Annotated in this window: 19 protein-coding genes, 1 tRNA gene and 2 pseudogenes; 14 read left to right on the forward strand and 8 right to left on the reverse strand. The window is 50.9% G+C overall.

The genetic code is table 11. The annotated features are described in order from the left end of the window. Window positions 1–447: 447 nt before the first annotated feature. Window positions 448–804, reverse strand: a pseudogene (locus tag ACGHP5_RS03230) (mobilization protein); the annotation flags it as partial. Window positions 805–1,223: 419 nt separating this feature from the next. On the opposite strand from ACGHP5_RS03230, the pseudogene ACGHP5_RS03235 reads away from it, so the two are divergent. Next, window positions 1,224–1,352: pseudogene (locus ACGHP5_RS03235) on the forward strand (ParA family protein); the annotation flags it as partial. Between the two features lie 291 nt (window positions 1,353–1,643). On the opposite strand, the gene ACGHP5_RS03240 reads toward ACGHP5_RS03235, so the two are convergent. Beyond that, a complete protein-coding gene (locus tag ACGHP5_RS03240; RefSeq protein WP_390568395.1) occupies window positions 1,644–2,843 on the reverse strand; it encodes a site-specific integrase in 1,200 nt (399 codons plus the stop codon). A gap of 840 nt (window positions 2,844–3,683) precedes the next feature. Between ACGHP5_RS03240 and ACGHP5_RS03245 the strand changes: the two genes are divergently transcribed. The 8 genes from ACGHP5_RS03245 (at window position 3,684) to ACGHP5_RS03280 (ending at window position 8,265) form a co-directional block, all read left to right on the forward strand. Next, window positions 3,684–4,856 (forward strand): site-specific integrase, encoded by a 1,173-nt coding sequence (locus ACGHP5_RS03245; RefSeq protein ID WP_278977370.1) that lies wholly within the window; start codon window positions 3,684–3,686, stop codon window positions 4,854–4,856. 36 nt (window positions 4,857–4,892) lie between these two features. Next, on the forward strand, window positions 4,893–5,204 hold the full coding sequence (locus ACGHP5_RS03250; protein ID WP_278977371.1) for a hypothetical protein: 312 nt from the start codon (window positions 4,893–4,895) through the stop codon (window positions 5,202–5,204). Between the two features lies 1 nt (window position 5,205). Continuing rightward, a complete protein-coding gene (locus ACGHP5_RS03255) occupies window positions 5,206–5,586 on the forward strand; it encodes a hypothetical protein (RefSeq protein WP_390568029.1) in 381 nt (126 codons plus the stop codon). A gap of 133 nt (window positions 5,587–5,719) precedes the next feature. Further along, the gene (locus tag ACGHP5_RS03260; RefSeq protein WP_278977373.1) at window positions 5,720–5,929 is read left to right on the forward strand and encodes a helix-turn-helix domain-containing protein; all 210 of its coding nucleotides are present in this window, start codon (window positions 5,720–5,722) and stop codon (window positions 5,927–5,929) included. Window positions 5,930–6,216: 287 nt separating this feature from the next. Continuing rightward, on the forward strand, window positions 6,217–6,390 hold the full coding sequence (locus ACGHP5_RS03265) for a hypothetical protein (protein ID WP_298032536.1): 174 nt from the start codon (window positions 6,217–6,219) through the stop codon (window positions 6,388–6,390). Window positions 6,391–6,426: 36 nt separating this feature from the next. Beyond that, on the forward strand, window positions 6,427–6,573 hold the full coding sequence (mobC, locus tag ACGHP5_RS03270) for a plasmid mobilization relaxosome protein MobC (protein WP_390568030.1): 147 nt from the start codon (window positions 6,427–6,429) through the stop codon (window positions 6,571–6,573). After that, window positions 6,563–7,651, forward strand: a complete 1,089-nt coding sequence (locus ACGHP5_RS03275) for a relaxase/mobilization nuclease domain-containing protein (RefSeq protein ID WP_390568031.1) — start codon at window positions 6,563–6,565, stop codon at window positions 7,649–7,651. Before mobC ends, ACGHP5_RS03275 begins: the two co-directional genes overlap by 11 nt. Window positions 7,652–7,656: 5 nt before the next feature. Continuing rightward, complete coding sequence (locus ACGHP5_RS03280; RefSeq protein ID WP_390568032.1) at window positions 7,657–8,265, forward strand: hypothetical protein; 609 nt, start codon at window positions 7,657–7,659, stop codon at window positions 8,263–8,265. A 73-nt stretch (window positions 8,266–8,338) separates the two neighbouring features. Here ACGHP5_RS03280 and ACGHP5_RS03285 read toward each other — a convergent pair whose 3' ends face one another. Further along, window positions 8,339–9,238: a nucleotidyltransferase domain-containing protein gene (locus tag ACGHP5_RS03285; RefSeq protein WP_390568033.1), complete on the reverse strand. Its 900-nt coding sequence runs from the start codon at window positions 9,236–9,238 to the stop codon at window positions 8,339–8,341. Window positions 9,239–9,943: 705 nt separating this feature from the next. Between ACGHP5_RS03285 and dgt the strand changes: the two genes are divergently transcribed. After that, window positions 9,944–11,293, forward strand: a complete 1,350-nt coding sequence (dgt, locus tag ACGHP5_RS03290; RefSeq protein WP_390568034.1) for a dGTP triphosphohydrolase — start codon at window positions 9,944–9,946, stop codon at window positions 11,291–11,293. Then, on the forward strand, window positions 11,293–12,102 hold the full coding sequence (locus ACGHP5_RS03295) for a hypothetical protein (RefSeq protein ID WP_390568035.1): 810 nt from the start codon (window positions 11,293–11,295) through the stop codon (window positions 12,100–12,102). Before dgt ends, ACGHP5_RS03295 begins: the two co-directional genes overlap by 1 nt. Before the next feature lie 186 nt (window positions 12,103–12,288). Here ACGHP5_RS03295 and ACGHP5_RS03300 read toward each other — a convergent pair. Together ACGHP5_RS03300 and uvrC are read right to left on the reverse strand one after the other, a co-directional pair. Then, a tRNA-Leu gene (locus tag ACGHP5_RS03300) sits at window positions 12,289–12,372 on the reverse strand. A 73-nt stretch (window positions 12,373–12,445) separates the two neighbouring features. Beyond that, window positions 12,446–14,269 carry an excinuclease ABC subunit UvrC gene (gene uvrC, locus ACGHP5_RS03305; RefSeq protein ID WP_390568036.1) on the reverse strand — a complete coding sequence of 608 codons (1,824 nt, stop codon included), beginning with the start codon at window positions 14,267–14,269 and terminating at the stop codon, window positions 12,446–12,448. A gap of 122 nt (window positions 14,270–14,391) precedes the next feature. On the opposite strand from uvrC, the gene ACGHP5_RS03310 reads away from it, so the two are divergent. Next, entirely contained in the window at window positions 14,392–15,327 is a 936-nt protein-coding gene (locus tag ACGHP5_RS03310) for a hypothetical protein (RefSeq protein ID WP_390568037.1), read from the forward strand. 13 nt (window positions 15,328–15,340) lie between these two features. Then, a complete protein-coding gene (locus tag ACGHP5_RS03315) occupies window positions 15,341–16,714 on the forward strand; it encodes a DUF5723 family protein (protein ID WP_290533492.1) in 1,374 nt (457 codons plus the stop codon). A gap of 321 nt (window positions 16,715–17,035) precedes the next feature. On the opposite strand, the gene ACGHP5_RS03320 is transcribed toward ACGHP5_RS03315, so the two are convergent. From ACGHP5_RS03320 to ACGHP5_RS03330, 3 genes are read right to left on the reverse strand one after another with little or no spacing between them, the layout of a single operon-like run. Next, complete coding sequence (locus tag ACGHP5_RS03320) at window positions 17,036–17,884, reverse strand: patatin-like phospholipase family protein (RefSeq protein WP_337756592.1); 849 nt, start codon at window positions 17,882–17,884, stop codon at window positions 17,036–17,038. After that, window positions 17,881–18,609 carry a DUF169 domain-containing protein gene (locus ACGHP5_RS03325; protein WP_390568038.1) on the reverse strand — a complete coding sequence of 243 codons (729 nt, stop codon included), beginning with the start codon at window positions 18,607–18,609 and terminating at the stop codon, window positions 17,881–17,883. The genes ACGHP5_RS03320 and ACGHP5_RS03325 overlap by 4 nt, the downstream gene beginning before the upstream one ends. A 3-nt stretch (window positions 18,610–18,612) precedes the next feature. Next, complete coding sequence (locus ACGHP5_RS03330; protein ID WP_290533490.1) at window positions 18,613–19,146, reverse strand: 5-formyltetrahydrofolate cyclo-ligase; 534 nt, start codon at window positions 19,144–19,146, stop codon at window positions 18,613–18,615. 132 nt (window positions 19,147–19,278) lie between these two features. Between ACGHP5_RS03330 and ACGHP5_RS03335 the strand changes: the two genes are divergently transcribed. Next, window positions 19,279–19,974, forward strand: coding sequence for a succinate dehydrogenase cytochrome b subunit (locus tag ACGHP5_RS03335; protein WP_390568039.1), 696 nt, complete (start codon window positions 19,279–19,281; stop codon window positions 19,972–19,974). Window positions 19,975–19,996 lie beyond the last annotated feature (22 nt).

Here is a 19,996-nt window from a genome sequence, read left to right on the forward strand (position 1 = left end):
GACCTTCGTCCAATAGCCTTACGGCATTCCGGTTTAGGTAATCCCCGTTTACGATATAATAACTATGGCGCGACAGATTGTCGGATATGACGTCCGCCTTTTACTGCTTATTACAGTTGCGTCGTGATAAGTTCTTGCTCTCTCTGTACAACTACTACAATGAGAGTATCACGATATGACGAGTATAGTTACCCTAACGTCACAGTTTCGCTAGGTACCGCTCAGGCTGTCATTCAATCAATCCGGATTTTATCCTCATATCTGTCTTTCATCACCCCATTCAGTCGCAGTCCGGTAACTGACTGACTTATGGTTTACCCCGACATGCTACACTCCCTGTCCGGTTTCCCTTTCAGATAAGTCGGTTGATGATAGGTTATTTGCAAAGAACACTTACCTAATAGCTTGCCATCGCTATATTTATTATATCACCTTGACGGGCGCACAGTTGTTCGCAAGTTTCTGAAACTGGAAGTAAAAGTCGTTCAGCCGGGCGATGAATTGCGCCTTCGAAGGGTCACGTCTGACGACGACGAACTCCTCGCCGAAGATACGTTTGACGATAAAACGGCTCCGGTTATGCTCCAGTCCGACCTTACAAAGCAACTCGTTGAAGCGGATATTCTGCTCTTCATTGAGGCGGAACGAGTATTTATAACCCGGTGTTCGGGGCTTCCTGTCGGTTATGTCTGTCGGTTTTCGGTCAGTATCCATACTATCGGTTAAAAAGGCGTTCGACTTGGGAGAACGCCCGGCCTCGCAGAGCGAGCACCTTTGTCGGACAAATGCCAATTTGTCGGACAAAGGTACAGCTCGCTCGCCTCAAGTGAGGCGAAAGACCCGCCGCCGAAAATCCGGAACGACGATTCTGATAAACTCTTGGCGGGGGGCTTGGGGCCGGGTCGTTTCCGGGTGCAATATTACAACCGTCGGGAGCCGAAAAAAAGCCCGGCGAACGGACTGGAGCGGTCGTGGGCGGACATTAGTTCGGAAGCGTTTTACCCTGTTGTATATTGCGGCAGAAAGGAATTTTTCATTATTCGGATACTTGAATTTATAGCTCTCTGACAACTTCTCCAATTTTATCCTCAGTGATAAATTCGGGGATGTACGGAAATAGAAAAATATAGATTTCCAGAAATCTGAATCGGAATATAAATAACTATAAATATGGAAATTATCCTTTCTGCAAAACAATAAGAACCTCTAAATATCCAAAAATGATGAAACAAGCAAGCATTTCGATCTGCAATCAAAAAGGGGGTATCGGGAAATCGACATTTACGATGTTACTCGCCAGTCATCTGCACTACACATTAGGCTATGACGTACTGGTCGTGGACTGCGACTATCAGAGTTCAGATATGCGTGTCGTAGAGTCAATAGCCCGTTGGGTAGCGTCCGGGGCGCAGAAAGCCTCCTTTTCCGACGGTAGCGACCAGCAAAATGCCGGGGATGGAAATCCGCAAGGCTCGCCCCTCGGGCGATTCGCATGGCCTTGCGGATTTTCATCTCCGGCGTTTAATTCCCTGCCGGCGGAAAGAGATTACAGGGATATATCAGACTTTTTTGTTTTGAAGGGTGAGACGATATATGCTGTTCTCACATGGCTCCGTATCGTTTTTCCCAACTGTCTGCTATTTCTATACAGCCATAAATTTATCCGCCAGCTTCTCCTTGAGCATCTCCACCTCCCGGTCGATCATCGGCTGGGTCACCTTCGCATAGGTCTGCGTCGTGGTGATGCGTTTATGTCCCAGCATCTTCGAGAGCGTTTCCAGCGACACACCGTTCATCAGGCAGACCGTCGTGGCGTAGGTATGGCGCCCGACATGGAAGGTCAGTTTCTTGTCGATGCCGCATAAGGCGGCGATGCGCTTCAGGGAGCGGTCTACCGTATTCAGATGCGGCATGAAAGAAAAGACGCGCTCCGCACCATCGTCCCGGCAGCGTTCCAGAATGGACAGGGCCGCAGGCAGCAGTTTGACGATATACTGTGTGTCCGTCTTGCAGCGGTTGCCTGTAACCCACCAGTCGCCGTGCGCATCCTGTTCGAACTGTTTCCAAACAAGGGATTTCATATCCGCGTAGCAGATACCCGTAAAACAGGAGAAGAGGAACAGGTCGCGGATGAGGCGCTGTTTCTTCGTGCGGAGCGCAGCGTGCTGGAGCGTGAGGATCTCTTCCTCGTTCAGGAAGGCACGCTCCGGCGTGGGTTCGTTGTAACGGTACGAGGCGAACGGGTTGCGGGGCATGATTCCGTCGTTGAAAGAGACTTTGACCACATTGATCAGGCAGTCCAGATAACGGCAGATGCTCGTGAATTTAAGCGCTCGTTCCGTCTTCAGGTAGACATGGAACTGTTCGATGAACGACTGTTCCAGTTCGGCAAGGGCGATGTCGCTCACACGGTATTTCGCCGTAAGGAACGCCTGCAGGTGTTTCATCGTCGCAAGATAGCGGTACCATGTGTTTTTCGAGCGGTCGACGCCGATACGCCCGTGCAGATCCTCCGTGAAACTGCGGAAAGTCTCCAGCAGGGTGCGGTAACGTTTCCCGAACCCCAGCCAGGCGTTCTTGACCTTCTCGGCCGTCACATAGCTTTCCCGGTCGCGGATGTCCCGATAATGACGGTCGATTTGAGAGCGGATATCGTCCAGATACCGGTTGATACGGTCCGCTTCGAGGCTTCGGCCCTTGGCACGGCCGCCGCGGACTTCCCACAAACGCTCCGGAACCGTGAGCTTCGCACTGAACTGCGAAATCGTGCCGTTGACCGTGATGCGGCCCATGACAGGAACCGCCGACTGTGTTTTTTCCTTGTTCCTTTTCAGGTAGAACAGAACCTTGAACGTGCTGCGCGTAAACTCTGCTTTTTAAGGGGTACAAAACTAATTTCAGCAGAGTCTCCGATCAAGATGAACGAAAATGCAATAGACGGAAAATCACCGTTTTATGAAATGAGAGGCATTCTCGAACAAGGTAATGTTTTGGAAACCGAACCCTCGTTCGACGATGCCGCCGGCTGTCCATTCGAAAACTTCTACAGGGCGAACCGAACCGAAAAACAGCCTGATTGTCAATACCACTGCGCTTATTTGCCCGTTTTGGGGATTTGTTGTACTTTTGGTGGCAAAAGGTACCCAAAACCATCCGCATGTCGCTTTCGCGGGATCGGAGTTCGGCGACGCTAAAACGGGCGCCTTCGCGGGTTTGCGGCGCAAAGGAATGCGCCGCTTCGACTGTGGCGGCTCGGCAAAGCAAGCTTTGCTCTCGCCTGCTGGACGTCGTTGCGAGCAAACCGGCCCCGTTTTTACACGCTCCGCCTTCACTCCGCCCTTTTTCCGCTGCAAGCGATAATGCGGAGGCTCAAAACGGCCGATTGGCGGCCGCGGTGCGGTCGCAAGCGGAAAAACAAAAACGCCAAAACATTAACGAATAATGTTTCAGCGTTTCCGAAAAGTACCCGGAGCCGATACACAACCTATACAACAACATCCAATCAAAAGAATATATAATATTAATTATTAGCTATTTATAAATATTTACAACTCTGTCATTTGAGCTTGTTTTGAGTGTTTTTCGTTATTTTTTACACCTTTATTACACTCTGAATTAAAAAATAATTATATATCTTTGCGCCATAAGATCAGGAAGATACAAAACTACTAAATTCCGGGATTATGGCAAAATTGCAAGCAAAGACCAAAGAAAATCCAAAATTGATGCAAAAAACGCTAGCCGACGGTCGGCAAAGTTTGTATCTGGAGTATTACATGGGCTACAACAAGGTAGTCGATGAAACAACGGGTAAGGAACATATCAAACACATACGCTCTAAAGAATTTTTGGGCTTATACCTCTTGCCCAATCCCCGCACGCCGGAAGAGCGGCAGAAGAACAAGGAAACATTGGCCCTTGCCGCTGAAATTCGCATCGACAAGGAAAAGGTATTGGTTGCCCGTCGATACGACAAGGCTGCACCCGTGAAACAGAAAGTCAATTTCTTGGAGTTCTTCGATGCCTATGTCAAGAATTACAAAAAGAAAGATATTCGAATGATGGAAGGTTGCCTGCGACGGTTCCGGGGATTTCTTGCGGAATCCTATCCGAGTATGCAGACCAATATCAGGCCGGATCAGATGACCAAGGAGATGATGATCAAATTCGTGGACTATCTGCAACAGCACTCTTTCGGCGAGGGTGCACGTGGATTTTTCCAACGGTTCAAAAAGGTTATCAAATATGCCATAGACCAAGACATTCTGCTAAAGAATCCCTGTACGGGTGTTCCCTGCGTTGTCGATGATACTGCTTTGCGAAAGGACGTGTTGAGCCTTGAGGAGATTGCACAACTCGCAAATACCCCTTATCAAAATATGGATGTACGCCGGGCATTTCTATTCTGCCTGTACGCCGGATTAAGGTATTGCGATGTGGTCGATCTGAAATACAGCAACGTCGATTATGCCAACAAGACGATCCGGTTTGACCAAAACAAAACCACCGGGCACTCGACACATTCGATTGTCACGATACCATTAAGCAATACGCTATTAAAGTTGATCGGCGAACGCCCGGAGAAAGACGGCCCCATCTTCACACTGCCGAGCCACACAGGATGCCTGAAAGCCCTGCGGATATGGGTTGCCCGTGCAGGAATTGAAAAGCACATCACATGGCACTGCGCCCGCCACAGCTTTGCCGTGAATCTACTCGGCGAGTGTCACACCGATATTAAGACTGTCGCGTCCCTGCTTGGCCACAGCGGATTAAAGCACACGGAGAAATACACCCGTGCCGTCGATTCGCTCAAAGAAAAGGCGGTTAATGCCTTGCCGGAGTTGACAATTTAAGTTTTTAATTTATATTTGCGATAAAATCAATAAGTTATGGGGAATATACAGGACATCATAAGAATCTTTTCAGCTAATATCCTATTGGCTGAAAAAGAAGATTTATCCGTCAAAATATTAGCAGAGACGCTTATTATTAACGGATTAGGTGGACATCAACCAATTAAAGAAATGACAATAAACAATGCAGTTGATTATCTTGCTCATCATCATAAACAACAAATTGATTGTCGAAAAAATTTGTCGGACATAGAAAAAGAAGCGAAAAAAAGAGCAATAGATACCCAAAGTGAATTCTTAAAACAAGGAATCAAAGAAACATTTAAAGCACAGGCCTTGCTTCTTTGACATGAATATCAATTTTCTTGCTTCACTCAACAATAGGCAGTTAACGGCTTTGACCGAGCTGTTCAACGGCCAACGTGTATTCCAGCCAGAAGTCGATACAAATACGGTCGCCGCCTTGTTCATGTGCAGGCTCAAAGAACCGTTGGTCGTTTGCAATACCCGTACCCTCTGTTACATTTTCCACATCTTGGGCGAAGAGCAGTTAATTACTCCTATTTGGCAAGCCGTAGCAGCAAAGCATAAGTGCTTCGTATCGCTCAACGGCAAGCCCATAAACCGCAACACACTTTCAAGTGCAAAGTATTGCGCAGTCAATTCCGACTCTCCCTACAGAGCCTACCTTATCAAAAGCTACATCGGCATCCTAAAAAACACTAAATAACCCTTACAACATCCCGCAAGGACACTTTGCCTAGCCAAGAGTGAGCGAGAGTGAGCATATGAGAACAATCCGCCTCGATCACCCTTATATTTGCCGCTGATAATTTATTCCTTGTCTAACTAAAACACTATCTATGGAAAATGAAATCAGTATGGAGCAGCGGCTGAACCGCATCGAGCAGCTGCTCGCAGGGCAGAAGAATGTCCTTACTTTCGATGAGGCTTGCACTTACACCGGGATTTCCCGGACGTACATGTACAAGCTGACCTGCGGGAGCCGTATCCCGCATTACAAACCCAACGGCAAAAACATCTATTTCGACCGGGCGGAGTTGGAGCGCTGACTGCTCCAGAACCGAATCAAGCCTGCCGCAGAGATCGAGCAGGACGCAGCCAATTACGTAGTAAATTCCAAGACCTAAAGACGGGATCAGCAACTATCGCCGACCTCGCCCTACGAGATTATGCGGATCTCTGCGGGCGAAGGTCGGCGAATCTTTCCAACGGCCCACGCTCCCCATCAGGCAACAATAAAGTAGGGTGGCAAGTTTGTGTTTTCGTAAACGAAAACGAGGCTTGCTCTCGCTGGTCGGCGCGTCATCCCGTTGGTCTAATCATTAAAATTCCAAGTATGAAAAGAACCTTTAACAAGGGCGGCCGTCCGGTGTTAGAAGCCGCCCAAAGACAGAAGTACATCGTCAGCGCAAGGCTCGACAGCGAACACTATTTCCGGCTGAAGAAGTTAGCCCGCATATCGGGCTGCCGTCCGTCCGAGATTATCCGGCAACTTATCGGACGCGGGTGAGTGCGTGAGCGAATGCGTCCGGAACATCTGAATTATATGGTGCAGTTGAAAGGCATTGCCCGCAACCTCAATCAACTCACTCGCTCGGCCAATGTCGGCGGATTTGCGGCGGTAATTGTGTCCCACGCGGCAATCATTACCGAGATCGAGGACTTTCTAAAACAGGTGCGCCATGATCGGTAAGATTATCGCCGGATCATCCTTTGGTGCGACGGTCGGCTATGTAATGAAAGAGCAGTCGCGGATATTGGGTTTTGAGGGTATTGAGCCGCCGGGCGTGTCGGACATGGTGCGCGATTTCAAAGACCAAACGCTCCTCAATCCCCGGATCAAAAACGCAGTCGGACATATATCGTTATCCTTCTCTCCGAAAGATGCCGACCGACTGACCGACCCGGCTATGGCGCAGATTGCACGGGAGTATATGGAGCGCATGGGGATTCGGGACACGCAGTTTCTAATTGTCCGGCACACGGATCAAACGCATCCGCATTGTCATATCGTCTACAACCGGGTCGGAAACGACGGGCAGACCATATCGGACAAGAATACCAAAATCCGGAACGGCAAGGTTTGCAAGGAGCTTACAGCCAAGTATGGTTTATACTATCCGAAAGGCAAAGAGCAGGTGCGGCGTGAACGGTTGCGGGAGCCGGACAATACCAAGTACGCCATTTACGACGCTATCCGGGGTTGTCTGTCCGGTTGTAAGTCGTGGGATGATCTGGAGAAACGATTGCAGGAACGAGGTATTACGACCACATTCAAGTATTGCGGGAATACCGACCGCAGGCAGGGCGTATTGTTTGGTATGAACGGTTACACCTTTTCCGGCTCGAAGATCGACCGGGCTTTCAGCTTCTCCAAGTTAGACCGTCGTTTCTCGCAGGTACAGCGGATCGTTACTCCCGTCGCACAGCCCCGCTATTCGGCGCAGGCGGTCGGGAATTTATCCGCAGCAGCAGGTCGTTATCGGTCGGCGTTTGCCGGGTTGTTCGGCAGTCGCGGTAATTCGGGCGAATCCCTCGATTTAGGCGGCTTCGGCGTGGCGGGCGGTATGACTTTACCGCCGGGCTGGTGTTGCGGCTCAATCACCCCGGAACAGATGCAGCGGAGGATCGGGGAATCCCACGAGGAACACATAGCCCGCGTTACGGCCCTGATCCGGCAGGCGACCGAAGCGATGCTGATCGAACAGGCCGAGCGAAGCCGAAAATTACGCACAATTAAAACCAACAAACCAAAATTCAGAATACACTAACCGATATGGATAACACACAAAACAACATCCTTACATTAGATATGTACGAGGATTTGAAAGAAGAAATCATCAAAGCCCTGAAATCCGAGGTGTCAAAATCACAAGGCAGGGATAATGCGGCATTGACCCAGAAGATCGAAGAAATAGCCGAAACATCGGCACACACTGCCGAACAAGTCGCAAACCTGTTAAACCGCATCGGGCAGATTGAATTCAAACCCGTAATCAACACCTTGCCATCCGACAATTCGGGTATAAAAATGCTGTTCAAATATATTTTCGGCTCATTGAAGCAGATCGGGACAGACGTCAAACAGAATACACAGGGAATAACGGCATTGCAGGAACAGGTAGCCAAAATGAAGACAGAGGTCGATACGGAAAAGTTTGAGCACCTGACGAATCACACCATTTACGAAATGCAACAACAAATCCGCTACCTGAAACAGCCGCCTATCGTACTGAAAATTATTATAGGCCTTGTAATCGTCGCATTGGCTACAACATGCGCGGCAGGGTATTATATCCGAGACAGGCGGGAGTGGAAAAACACCGCGAAATACTGGTACGAACAAAGCCAACAGAACGTCCAGTCAAAAGCCAAGAAAAAGTAGGATGACAAAAAAGGGAGCTTGCGGGCTTGTCAATGATCTCGCAAGCCCCCTTTTCGTTCGGATGATCGACCGCTTACGACCGTTCGCTCAATTCTTTATAAAGTTCCAGCCGCAGGCCGCACAGGTTTTCGATAATCCCGCCTGCTTTACGCACACGCTCCATGTGTATATCCAACTTTTGAGGTGCGATGTCGAACCGGATGCCATACGGAGACTTTTGCAGGAAACTCTTCAGACGCGGCAGCGTGAAGATGTTTTCGATATGATTGTCGTCGAAAGCAAGCATCAGCTTCGTGGAAAGCGTCCGCATCCGGTCGTGCATGATGACCGGATCGTGGCTGTCGAACTCCAGACCGTGATAGACGTAATAAAGCGTATGGTAGAAATAGACCATTGCCTGCGCCGAGAACTGCGCGGCCAGACGCATATTGCGGCTCTCGCTGAAAGCGTCCTGCGCTTGTTCCAATAGTTCGTTGCCCTGCGTGCGGAACGTGTCGAAATGAAATTTGGCATCCGCATACGCCTTGGCGAAGTCGATCGGGTGTTTCGGACGCTGGAAATGGTAGCTGTCGCTGCAATACAGCAACTCGCCCTCGGCATGGGCGAAGAAGAGGAACGGCGTCGCGTTCGATTCAACGTAGCTCAACGTCATGATATAGAGATTAATGTAGGTAATCTTCCGGCAGCTGTAGGGCACTTTATAACGCAGGATGCGTTTGGTCTGAATCCAATCGTATTCCGGGGGTTCACGAACGACCATCAGCAGGTCATAAGCCATTGCGTCGCTGTGCGGCGTGCCGCCGACCAATTTACCGAACAATAGGATATATTCGGGATCGAAATAGCCGTCTGTCAGGCATTGGACGATCCGGGCGGCTTCGGCAGGATCGTAAAGTCGTTCGGCGGGCTGTTCGAGTTCGAGGGCTATGCGTTGTGCAGAGTTTTCCTGCACGGGGTTTTGGTTTGCTTCCATTTGATTGATTGTTAGAAATTTGACATAGTAAGGGCTGTCCTTATCGCAGGTTTTCGGCAATAAAGAGAATAACAACTTGGTTAGCAATTATTTGCTAATCCGGCGGGTGGGAATGGAAATGAATCGGGAGGTTGCACGGCGGGAACCGCCTGCGGCTGGCCTTGCGGCGTGTCTGTACGGAGTACGGACATGATGCATTGTTCGCATAAATATAAAAATATGCGCAGCTGCGAACAATACATCACCCTTTTACAAGCTCAGCAAAGTGCCGTTCGCGGGTCGCTAAACCCCAACGGCTCTGCGCATACCTTTAATATGGTTGCTTTGCTGGCTACCACGTAAAAGAATTTTATAACATATTGTTCGCAGGGGCAAAGTTAAAAAGAAATTTTGAGAATGCTAGATTATTAGTTATATTTGATATATTGAATTTTTCAGGCATTAAATCGAACAATAATATAGTATGTCGTATGAGCATAGATAACAACTTAATATATAAGTTAGATAATATAGAAAGAGTTGAAATAGACACATTGCGCAAGTCTCTCAAGGCAATAGGGTTGATTGGCAAAAGTTAAATATATAGAAACTATAGTAAATGATAATAATATTGTAGCTTATAAGATTTACGAAATTATCCCAATGATTGCATAATTGACGAAACAGAATTAAGTAACGAATTATTTTAACAATAAACAAGTTATTATGGATAATAGATGGAATATTCTGCTTACTCCTGAAACGTTTAGAAAGCGGACAAAAACGATACCTATAGACAAAAGAAATCCTTTCGAGCAGGATTATGGCAGACTAATATCAAGTGCACCGATAAGGCGGCTTCAAGATAAGACACAAGTATATCCATTAGAGCAAAGTGACTACATAAGAACTAGACTTACACATTCATTAGAGGTTTCTTATATAGGCAGTTCAATCGGAACTAGTATAGAGAAAATACTAATAGAGAAAGAATTATACGATCCCGAACTATCAAATCAATTAAGTTCATTATTAAGAGTTGCTGGACTTATCCATGACATAGGCAATCCACCATTTGGTCACTTTGGAGAAGAAGCCATAAAAGACTTTTTTGTCAAGTTTTTTAATACAAATCAGCTAATTGGATTATCCAAACAAGAGAAAGAAGATTACATTAATTTTGATGGCAATATACAGGCCTTTAGAATATTAAGGCGATTATATTGGTTTAAAGATGAGAATAGTTTCAATTTGACATTTCCCGTTTTTGCAACTATTACAAAATATCCTGCAAATTCAATTGACGGAAATAAAGGTAAAAAAACGAATGAAATAAGATTAAAAAAATATGGTTATTATACATCCGAAGAAGCCGACTATAAAGCTATAAGCGAGACCCTTAAACTCAATCTTAAGCGACATCCCGCAGCCTATTTATTAGAGGCTGCAGATGATATTGCATATTGCGCAGCAGACATAGAGGATGGGGTTAAATTAGGGGCTATAAGCTATGAGAAGATAAAAGACGTATTTACAGAAAAACTTGATAATAATAAAGACCTTATAGAAATTTTCGACAAGATATATCAAAGTACAGACAAGAATATTGGAGACCGTCTGATGTTTGCGACACAACAATTGAGGGTTATTGCACAAGGCAAAATGATTGATGGCGTAATTTCAACATTTGTGAGTAACTATGAAAAAATAATGACCGGTGAAGTAGAAGACGAATTGCTTTATCTATCAAATGCTTCAGACATAAGGCAAGCTTTTAAAGAGTTAGGAAAAATTGTTTATAATGATAAACAAATTACACAAATTGAACTAGCTGGCTGGGAGGCAATCCAGGGGTTATTAGGCATATTTATTTCTGGAATTATGGAAGAAACGCCTCAAAGCAGTCGACTCTACAGAAACATTTCTTCAAGCTATAGATATATCTTTGAAAAATACCCTAACCAAAGCACATCAGACCAATATAATAAGATACAACTTATCGTTGATTTTATAAGCGGAATGACTGACTCTTATGCAATATCATTATATCAAAGATTGAAAGGAATTAAATTATAATGATCAAACAAATTAATGATTACAAAGAATTTAAAAGGTTATTTCTTATAAAGTTTAAAAATACTTTAAAGAATAGCCCTGAATTTGAACAGTTTATTTATAAATTACTAACATATAATGTTGCTTATATTGTCGGTGGATATTTAAGAGATATCATTAATAATAAATCTTCCCGCGACGTAGATATTATTACAAGTGCAGATAAAGATACATTGGTAAATCAAATCAAATCCCATAATCTGAACTACAAAGTCAATCGACATAATGGAATAAAAATAATATTAAATGGTTTGGAGGTCGACATCTGGAATATTAATGACAATTGGGCATTCCGAAATAAGGTCGTTAAATTCAAGACTCTAAATTCAGTTTCAGATATAGAAGATAAAAAGTTATTAGAGAAAATTGCAAACGGATGTTTTTATAATTACGATTCAATTGTATTAAACATTCAGACTCTTAATTTGCATGCCCAGAATTACAACAAATTAGCCAAGTCAAATAAACTAGATATTCTTCAAAAGCATTACCTTTACCAAAAAAGGAATCATACAATAGAGGCTAACATCTTACGAGCATTCTATTTACATATAAAATTCAACATTGATTTTTCAGACAATTGTAATAGATATATAAAGTTAATGCTAGCAAAAATAAAAGACGAAGGCAAAGATCCACAACAAAAGCTAGGGAAATATCTTATACAATATCCTAAATACGCAGATTATCTAAATGAAGCAAACATCAATAATCTTATTATAAAATTTACTCAAAGAACTAACAGCCCTCAAAAATCATTTGATTTTTGAATAATATCGACTTCTTTATAGTCGATTAGCGTTTGATAATCTTCTATTTTATAGAGTTATGAAATTTGATGTATTCCAATTTACACTCACCATAATTCATATTTCATTCTGTCGTTTTTTACACCTTATTTACGCCCCAACAAAAGCAAAACGGCGCTTAATCAACTGATTAAGCGCCGTTTTACGTACCCGGAGCCGGGGTCGAACCGGCACGACATTGCTGTCATTGGTGTTTGAGACCAACGCGTCTACCGATTCCGCCATCCGGGCATTTCCGCGAGCATTACACGGCGAATCGGGTGGACAAAGATAGGCGATTTTCGTAACTTTTCAAAAAATACGGCTATTTTTCGAAAAAGGCCCTGATTTTTTTCGCTTTCGCCGCCCCGACCAGCGCCGAAAGTTCTTCGATATTGGCCGCACGGACCTTTTCCACCGTGCGGAAATGGCGAAGCAACGTCTGGATGGTCTTGTCCCCGACCCCCTCGATCTGCTCCAGTTCGCTGTGGATAAATGCCTTGCTGCGTTTCTGCCGGTGGAAGGAAATGGCGAACCGGTGCACCTCCTCCTGAATGTGGGACAGGAAGTGAAACAGGGGCGAAGTAGGACGGATACCGACCAGCACGGGCGGAAAGCCGTAGAGCAGTTCGGCGGTGCGGTGACGGTCGTCCTTGGCCAGTCCGGCAATGGGGATGTCCAGCCCGAGGCGCTCCAGCACCTCGTGAATGACTCCCATCTGCCCCTTTCCGCCGTCGGCGATAATGAGGTCGGGCATTTCGGCCCCTTCGGCCATCAGGCGCGTATAGCGCCGGAAGACGACCTCCCGCATCGAAGCGTAATCGTCGGCCCCCGCCACGGTCTTGATGTTGAAATGGCGGTACTCCTTGCGGGAGGGTTTTCCATCCCGGAACACCACGCACGAGGCCACCGGATGAGCGCCCTGCAGGTTGGAGTTGTCGAAACATTCGATGTGCCGCGGCTGTCTGTCGAGGCGCAGTTCCTTTTGAATGGCATTCATCAACCGCTCGGTATAGCGTTCGGGATTCTTGATTTCGAGGTTTTTCAACTGCTCGGCGCGGTAGATACGGGCGCTCTTCTGCGAGAATTCCAGCAGTTCGAGTTTCTCCCCGCGCTTCGGGACCGTGAACGTCACGCCTCCGAACAGCAGCGTCGTCGAGGGCAGCAGCGGCACGATCACCTCGCGGGCCAGTTCACCCCCGGCGATATTTTCGACGATGTGCTGGATGGCCAGCGTCAGCATGTCGCGCTCGTCGCCCCCGATACCCGTCGAGAGTTTCACGGTCTGCACGCCCACGATCGAACCGTGGCGGATACGCACGAAATTGCACCAGGCCACATCGTCGTCCGGCAGCAGCGAGAAGACGTCGACATCGACGATCTTCGCACTGACGATCACCGACCGTCCGGCATAGTTGTCCAGGGCGTCGAGCCGCTGTTTGTACCGCTGCGCCAGCTCGAATTTCAGCTCCCCGGCCGCACGCGCCATCTCCCCTTCGAGGTATTGGCGCACGGGACGCAGGTCGCCTTTCAGCACCGAAACAACCATGCCGACCAGCTGCGCATACTCCTCTTCGGATTGCAAACCGACACACGGACCCTTGCAGTTGCCCAAGTGGTATTGCAGGCAGACCGAATACTTGCCCTTGGCGATCGGTTCCGGAGCGAGGTTGAGTTTGCAGGTCCGCAGGGGGACCACCTCGCGGATGAAGTCGAGCACGCTGCGCTGCATCATCACCGAGCCGTAGGGACCGAAATACTGCGAACCGTCGCGCGTCAGGATACGCGTCGACTGCACACGGGGAAAGTGCTCGCGCCGCACGACGATCCACGGATAGGTCTTGTCGTCCTTCAGCAGGATGTTGTAACGCGGTTGGAGGCTCTTGATCAGCGAATTTTCCAGCAGCAGGGCGTCGGTCTCGCTTCCCACGACGATATGGCGGATCTCGACGATCTGCTTCACCAGCACGCGCACCTTCGCGCTGTGCTCCTTCGACTGCACGAAGTACGACGACACCCGCTTGCGCAGGCTCTTGGCCTTGCCCACGTAGATGATCGTCCCCGAGCGGTCCACAAACTGGTAGACGCCCGGCGACAGCGGCAGCAGGGCCACCTGCTCCTTGAGACTCGGTTTTTCCGTTTCAGCCATACGCCCTGCAAATTTAGCAAATATATCGGAAAAACGAAGGTCTATAAAAAGGTCGCATTTCTTGTTTAATCCGTCGAATAATTATATATTTGCATCTCACTATTTCAGCACAATCCATGCCTATGAGAAAACTTATCCTCCTGCTCCTGTCCGGCGTGCTCTCCACCGCATGCGTGGACAAGGATTACGATCTGGGAAACATCGACACCGACAACATCGCCATCGGCGACGAGGGGTCGCAGTTCCGCATCCCGCTGGTCAAGGTGCTCGTCTCGAAGGACGAGATCAAAAACAACGACGGCGACATCGAAAAGATCTTCCGCGAAGCCGACATCTGGTTTCCCACCCAGCTGCCCGACGACAAATTCGTCGACCTCGTCAAATTGCAGAACGAGCCGGCGTATGTAAACACGCTGCTCCGAACGCTGCGCGAGGAGATGCAGACCAGCGACGCCAAACTCGCATCGGTCGTCGATTTGGTTTGGGACAAATACGCCGCGGATTTTCTGCCGCTTCTCAACCTGACGGCGCCCGACGAGCAAACCTTCAAGACGGCATTCAAAACCGCCTACCGCAACGACGCATCGCTGCGCGAACGGCTCGCGGACGAAGTCAGCGCATTGGCCCGCACCTACCTGACCGGCTCGCTCGGAATAGACCAGCTCGAATACGAAGTCGGCCATATCGACATCAGCAGCGACATAGTGGACATGCTCGCCGACAACCTCGACCCCGAGGGCACGCCCAACGCCAGGAACACACTGTTCCTCTACGGCCAGATCACCAGCAGACTGCCCCTCTCGCTGCGCCTCGATCCGCGCCTCTCGCCCACGGAGGTCACGTTCCAGGTCGAGGTCGGCGTCGACAAGACATCGAACGACATCCCCGAAACGCAACTTTTCGCCGAAGACCTGCGGCAGATCGTCGAGGGCATCACGATCCGGATTCCCGTGACGCTCACAGAATACTATCCCGGCAAAGGATTCAGCGACGACCAGTACCAGATCGTCATCAGCCTGAGCCTGCTCAAGAACGGAGGACTGAAACTCGACATCTAAACCGCACTCCATCATGAAAAAAATATACACCCTCATCGCGGCGGCGCTTCTGGCGACCGGCGCCGCAGCTCAGAACCCCACGGCCTATTTCATGGAGGGTTCGACCTTCCGCAGCCAGTTCAACCCGGCGTTCGCACCGCTGCGCGGCTACGTCAACATCCCGGTCATCGGCGGCATGAACATCAACGTGGGCGGCAACCTCGCCGTAGACAACATTCTCTTCTCCCGCGACGGCAAGCTGGTGACGCTGCTCGACAGCTCCGTGTCGGCCGCCGACGCACTCTCCGGCCTCAAGCAGGACAACCTGCTGGGCATGGACTTCCGCATGAACGTCATCGGCTTCGGCGCCTTCACCAAAAACCACAAGAATTTCTGGTCGTTCGACCTCAACGTGCGGGTCAACGAAGACGCCAACCTGCCCTACTCGCTCTTCGAATTCATCAAACTCGGCAAGGAGGGCCAGATCCGCAACTTCGGCACCTCGATGGACTCCTACCTCGAGGCGGCTTTCAGCTACTCGTTCCCGCTGATGGACGACCGTCTCTACGTCGGCATCCGCGGTAAATTCCTCGCCGGACTCGCCCGTGCGCAGGTCACCTACGACCGCTTCGACATCTCGCTCCGCGAAGACCGCTGGGCTGTTCTCACCCAGGGTACGCTGGACCTCACAGCCGCCGGGGCCGAAGTCGAAATGAACCCCGACAGCGAGACCTTCGAAATCGGCGATCTCGACTTCAAACCCACCAAACCCGCAGGATACGGTTTTGCACTCGATCTGGGCGCCACATACGACATCCTGCCCAACCTGCAGGCGTCGCTGGCCGTAACCGACCTGGGATTCATCAGCTGGAGCAAGAAGAACTCCGTCATGGGCGTCTCGACGCAGGAGACGGAATTCACGGGCGCCACGGTTCCGGAAAACGCCTCGGAGCCGGTTCCGGATTTCGACCTCGAAATGCTGAAATTCAACCAGGTCGACGGGCGCAGCACGACCAAGATGCTCCGCGCGTCGATCAACGCGGGACTCGAATACGAAGTGTGGCGCCACAAAATCGGCATCGGCCTGCTTTACACGGCCCGTGTCTGGAAGTACAAGACCATGCACAACATCACCGGATCGGTCAACTTCCACCCCGTACGCTGGTTCACGGTTTCGGGAAGCTACTCGGTGATCGACAACCGCGGCGGAGCCGTCGGCCTGGCGCTGAACCTCTGTCCCAACTGGATCAATTTCTATCTGGCGACCGACGTGCTGACTTCGAAGCACACGCCGCAGTGGGTCCCCATCAAGCAAAGCACGATGAACGTAACGCTCGGACTGGGCATACCCATCGGCAAGCGGAGCCACCGCATCGCGGCCTACGTCCGCGAAGGCGACAGGCGCTGAACCCGCACCCCGCAAACAGGACAATTCCCGGCTCGATGAGCCGGGAATTTACTTTGCGAATGCTTCCCGCAGGCCGGACCGGACACCCGGACAGGCGGCCGCAGCGCGAAAAAAAGCGGATTTGCCACCCGAAAAAGACACATACCTTCGGAATTTTGGACGCACCCATATCACTTTCAGGCAAAGCGGTTGCAAATCCCGAAACTTTCTTTATCTTTGTCACGTAAGGAATCCGGAAATGTTTTCCGACATTCCCTCAATCCTTGAATATTGCGGCGGCCCTAAAATCTGTGTGAAGTTGCGTCACTACTTTTGAATTCTTCAAAAACGGGCCGTCGCAATCTTTTCTTCACTTCCAGCAAAAACCATACCGTTTTTACCGTCGGCTTCCAGCCGCTCCAACGCCGCACGCGTCGCCGTACGCCCCGCTTCGAGGATCTCCTCCGAACGGTAGAATTCGAACATGCCGTAGCTGTCGGCGGGCAGCTCGACCATGATGTCGGGTTTGTACAGACGACACATCAGCTGCGTGATGCGCTGCTGCATGATCTGCGACGAAGCGATCAGCACCTTGTAATAATTCAGCGACGCATTGGCCCGGTGGGCGGGGTCGGCCCCGAACTGGGCGCTGACGTCCACGGCGACCAGCAGGTCGCCCTCCTCGCGCCGCACGCGGTTCAGCGGCAGCGGGTTGACCGTGCCGCCGTCGACCAGCACCCGGCCGTCACGGTGCACGGGTCTGAAAACCGAAGGAATCGAAATCGAAGCCCGGATGGCATCATACAATCCCCCGCTGTCGAGCACCACTTCGCTGCCCGTCAGCAGGTCGGCCGCCACGGCGGCGAAAGGCACGGGCATCTGCTCGATCTCCACGTCGGGGACCAGTTCCTTCATCGCCTCCATCACCCGGTCGCCCTTGACCAGCCCTTCGGTGCTCAACGCAAAGTCGACCAGACTGAAAACCTTGTATTTATCGAGTGCGCACATCCACTCCTTGAACGGTTCGAGATATCCCGAGGCATACACGCCCCCGACCAGCGCCCCCATCGAGGTCCCTGCCACGGCGCCAATCTCGAATCCCTGACTCTCCAACTCTTCGATGGCCCCGATATGGGCCACACCCCGTGCGCCGCCGCCTGCCAGCACCAGCGCCACTCTTCTCTTTTTCATATATTTCCTTTATTAATACGGTCCCGAACCTTGTTCCATGCGTGGGTCCCGAAAAGACAGCTTGCACGCATCGTGCCGCACATCTCGCGCAAACGCGACATCGGCGCGACGAAACCCAGCGCCGAGGCATCGACCCACGGACGCACCGAAGGATCGAACAACGCCAGGAAGACGCTGCGTCCGCCCCGGCGGTTCTCCTGCACGGCCTGCGTCACGACGGCGCTGCATCCCGACCCGAAAGGCGCGCACACGGCGTCGTCGGCATTGTTGTCGTAAACGGCCCACGACACCAGTCCCGACAGCACGTCGGGCGTGGCGAAAAACAGCATTCCGTCGGCCGCGCCGAAAGCCTCCGCGGCCTGCGGCGTATCGACGCGCGCAAAGTTGAGCCACGCGCCGGAAGCCTCCGGCACACCGAGCCGCCCGATAAACTCCAGCACCATTTCGGGCGTCTGCTTGTAGTGCTCCTTCTGCGACACGAAGGTCGGCACGAACGGCGGCATCGGCGCAAAGCCGGTGTAGAACTTTCCGCCCCCGCAGCCGATATTCCCGGCATTGAGGCTCACCGGGAGCCCCTCGCGGGCTTCGGCCAGCGCCTTGAAAAAGCACCCTTCGACTTTGGGCACGGCACGCACCGGCTCCTCCGAATACCAGAACAGCAGCGGCAGTCCCGCGGCCGGTCCGAACGCCTCCCCATAGGCGGCGGCAAACTCTTTCGCATCCATCATTCAATCCGTTATCAGGTAATCCATCGCCACGTCGTGCGGCTCCGCAGGCAGTTCCCCGACCAGCTGGTGGGCAAAACACACGCCGACTTTCACGGCGTGCACGCCCGGCTGCGCGAGGTATTTGTCGTAGTAGCCCCGCCCGCGGCCGCAACGGACTCCCGCGGAGGTGAACGCCGTGCCGGGAACGATCACGAGGTCGATCTCCGACGGGTCGCACGCCTGCGCCTCCGGTCCCGGCTCGGCGATGCCGAAAGCCCCCGGGCGCAGCGTCTGCGGGTCGTATCGGTAAAACCGCATCGCGTCGCCCTCGACACGCGGGACCACGATGCGCTTCACGGCGCTCCATCGCACCAGCGCCTCCGCCGTGTCCGGCTCGTCGCGGAGCGAGCAGAAAAACCCCACCGTCCGGGCCGCGCCGAAAGCCTCCAGCCGCCCGACCCGGCCGAATATCCGCCGCGAGGCTTCGGCACGCTCCGCAGGGGCCATTCCGAGGTTCCGTCCGCGCATCGCGGCGCGCAGTTCTTTTTTGGTCATAAAACCCTCCTTTCAGGCATAAAATTCCCGTCCGTTTTTATTGTTATTCCGCAAACAATGGCTATCTTTGCGTGCGTAAATCAAAAGCGCCGGAACACAAATCATTAACAAATATAACAAATTAAAATCATTATGAGCTGTTTTCTATCTAATTCCTCGCTTGGCAAGAAGTTAGTAATGAGCGTGACGGGCGTGTTCCTCGTGCTCTTCATCCTCTTCCACATGTCGATGAACATCACGGCGATCATCTCGCCCGAAGCGTACAACATGATTTGCGAGCTGCTGGGCGCAAACTGGTACGCACTGGCCGGAACGGCCGTACTGGCACTGGGCGTATTCGTCCATTTCCTCTACGCCGTCATCCTCACGCTGAACAACTACAAGGCGCGCGGCACGCAGCGTTACGCCGTGACGGTGCAGGAGCCGGGCGTGACATGGGCTTCGAAAAACATGCTCGTACTGGGCTTCATCATCCTGGGAGGCCTGCTGATCCACCTGTTCAACTTCTGGTCGAAGATGCAGCTCGTGGAGATTCTGGGCGGGCACGAGAACTCGCTGGGCCTCGACCCCGCGGACGGCGCCTCGCTGATCGCCTACACCTTCTCGCAGTGGTACTACGTGGTGATCTACCTGGTGTGGTTCGCCGCCCTGTGGTTCCACCTCACACACGGCGTATGGTCGATGTTCCAGACCGTGGGCTGGGCCAACGACACGTGGTATCCCCGCCTGAAGTGCATCGCCAACATCGTGGCCACGATCGTATTCCTCGGATTTGCCGCCGTGGTGCTCGTCTACTTCTTCTGCCCCTGCATCGCAGGCGTCTGCTAATCACCCCATTGTAGAATAATAA

The organism is Alistipes sp. i18-0019-D1, from assembly GCF_042852885.1.
In the GTDB taxonomy this organism is placed as follows: Bacteria; Bacteroidota; Bacteroidia; order Bacteroidales; family Rikenellaceae; genus Alistipes.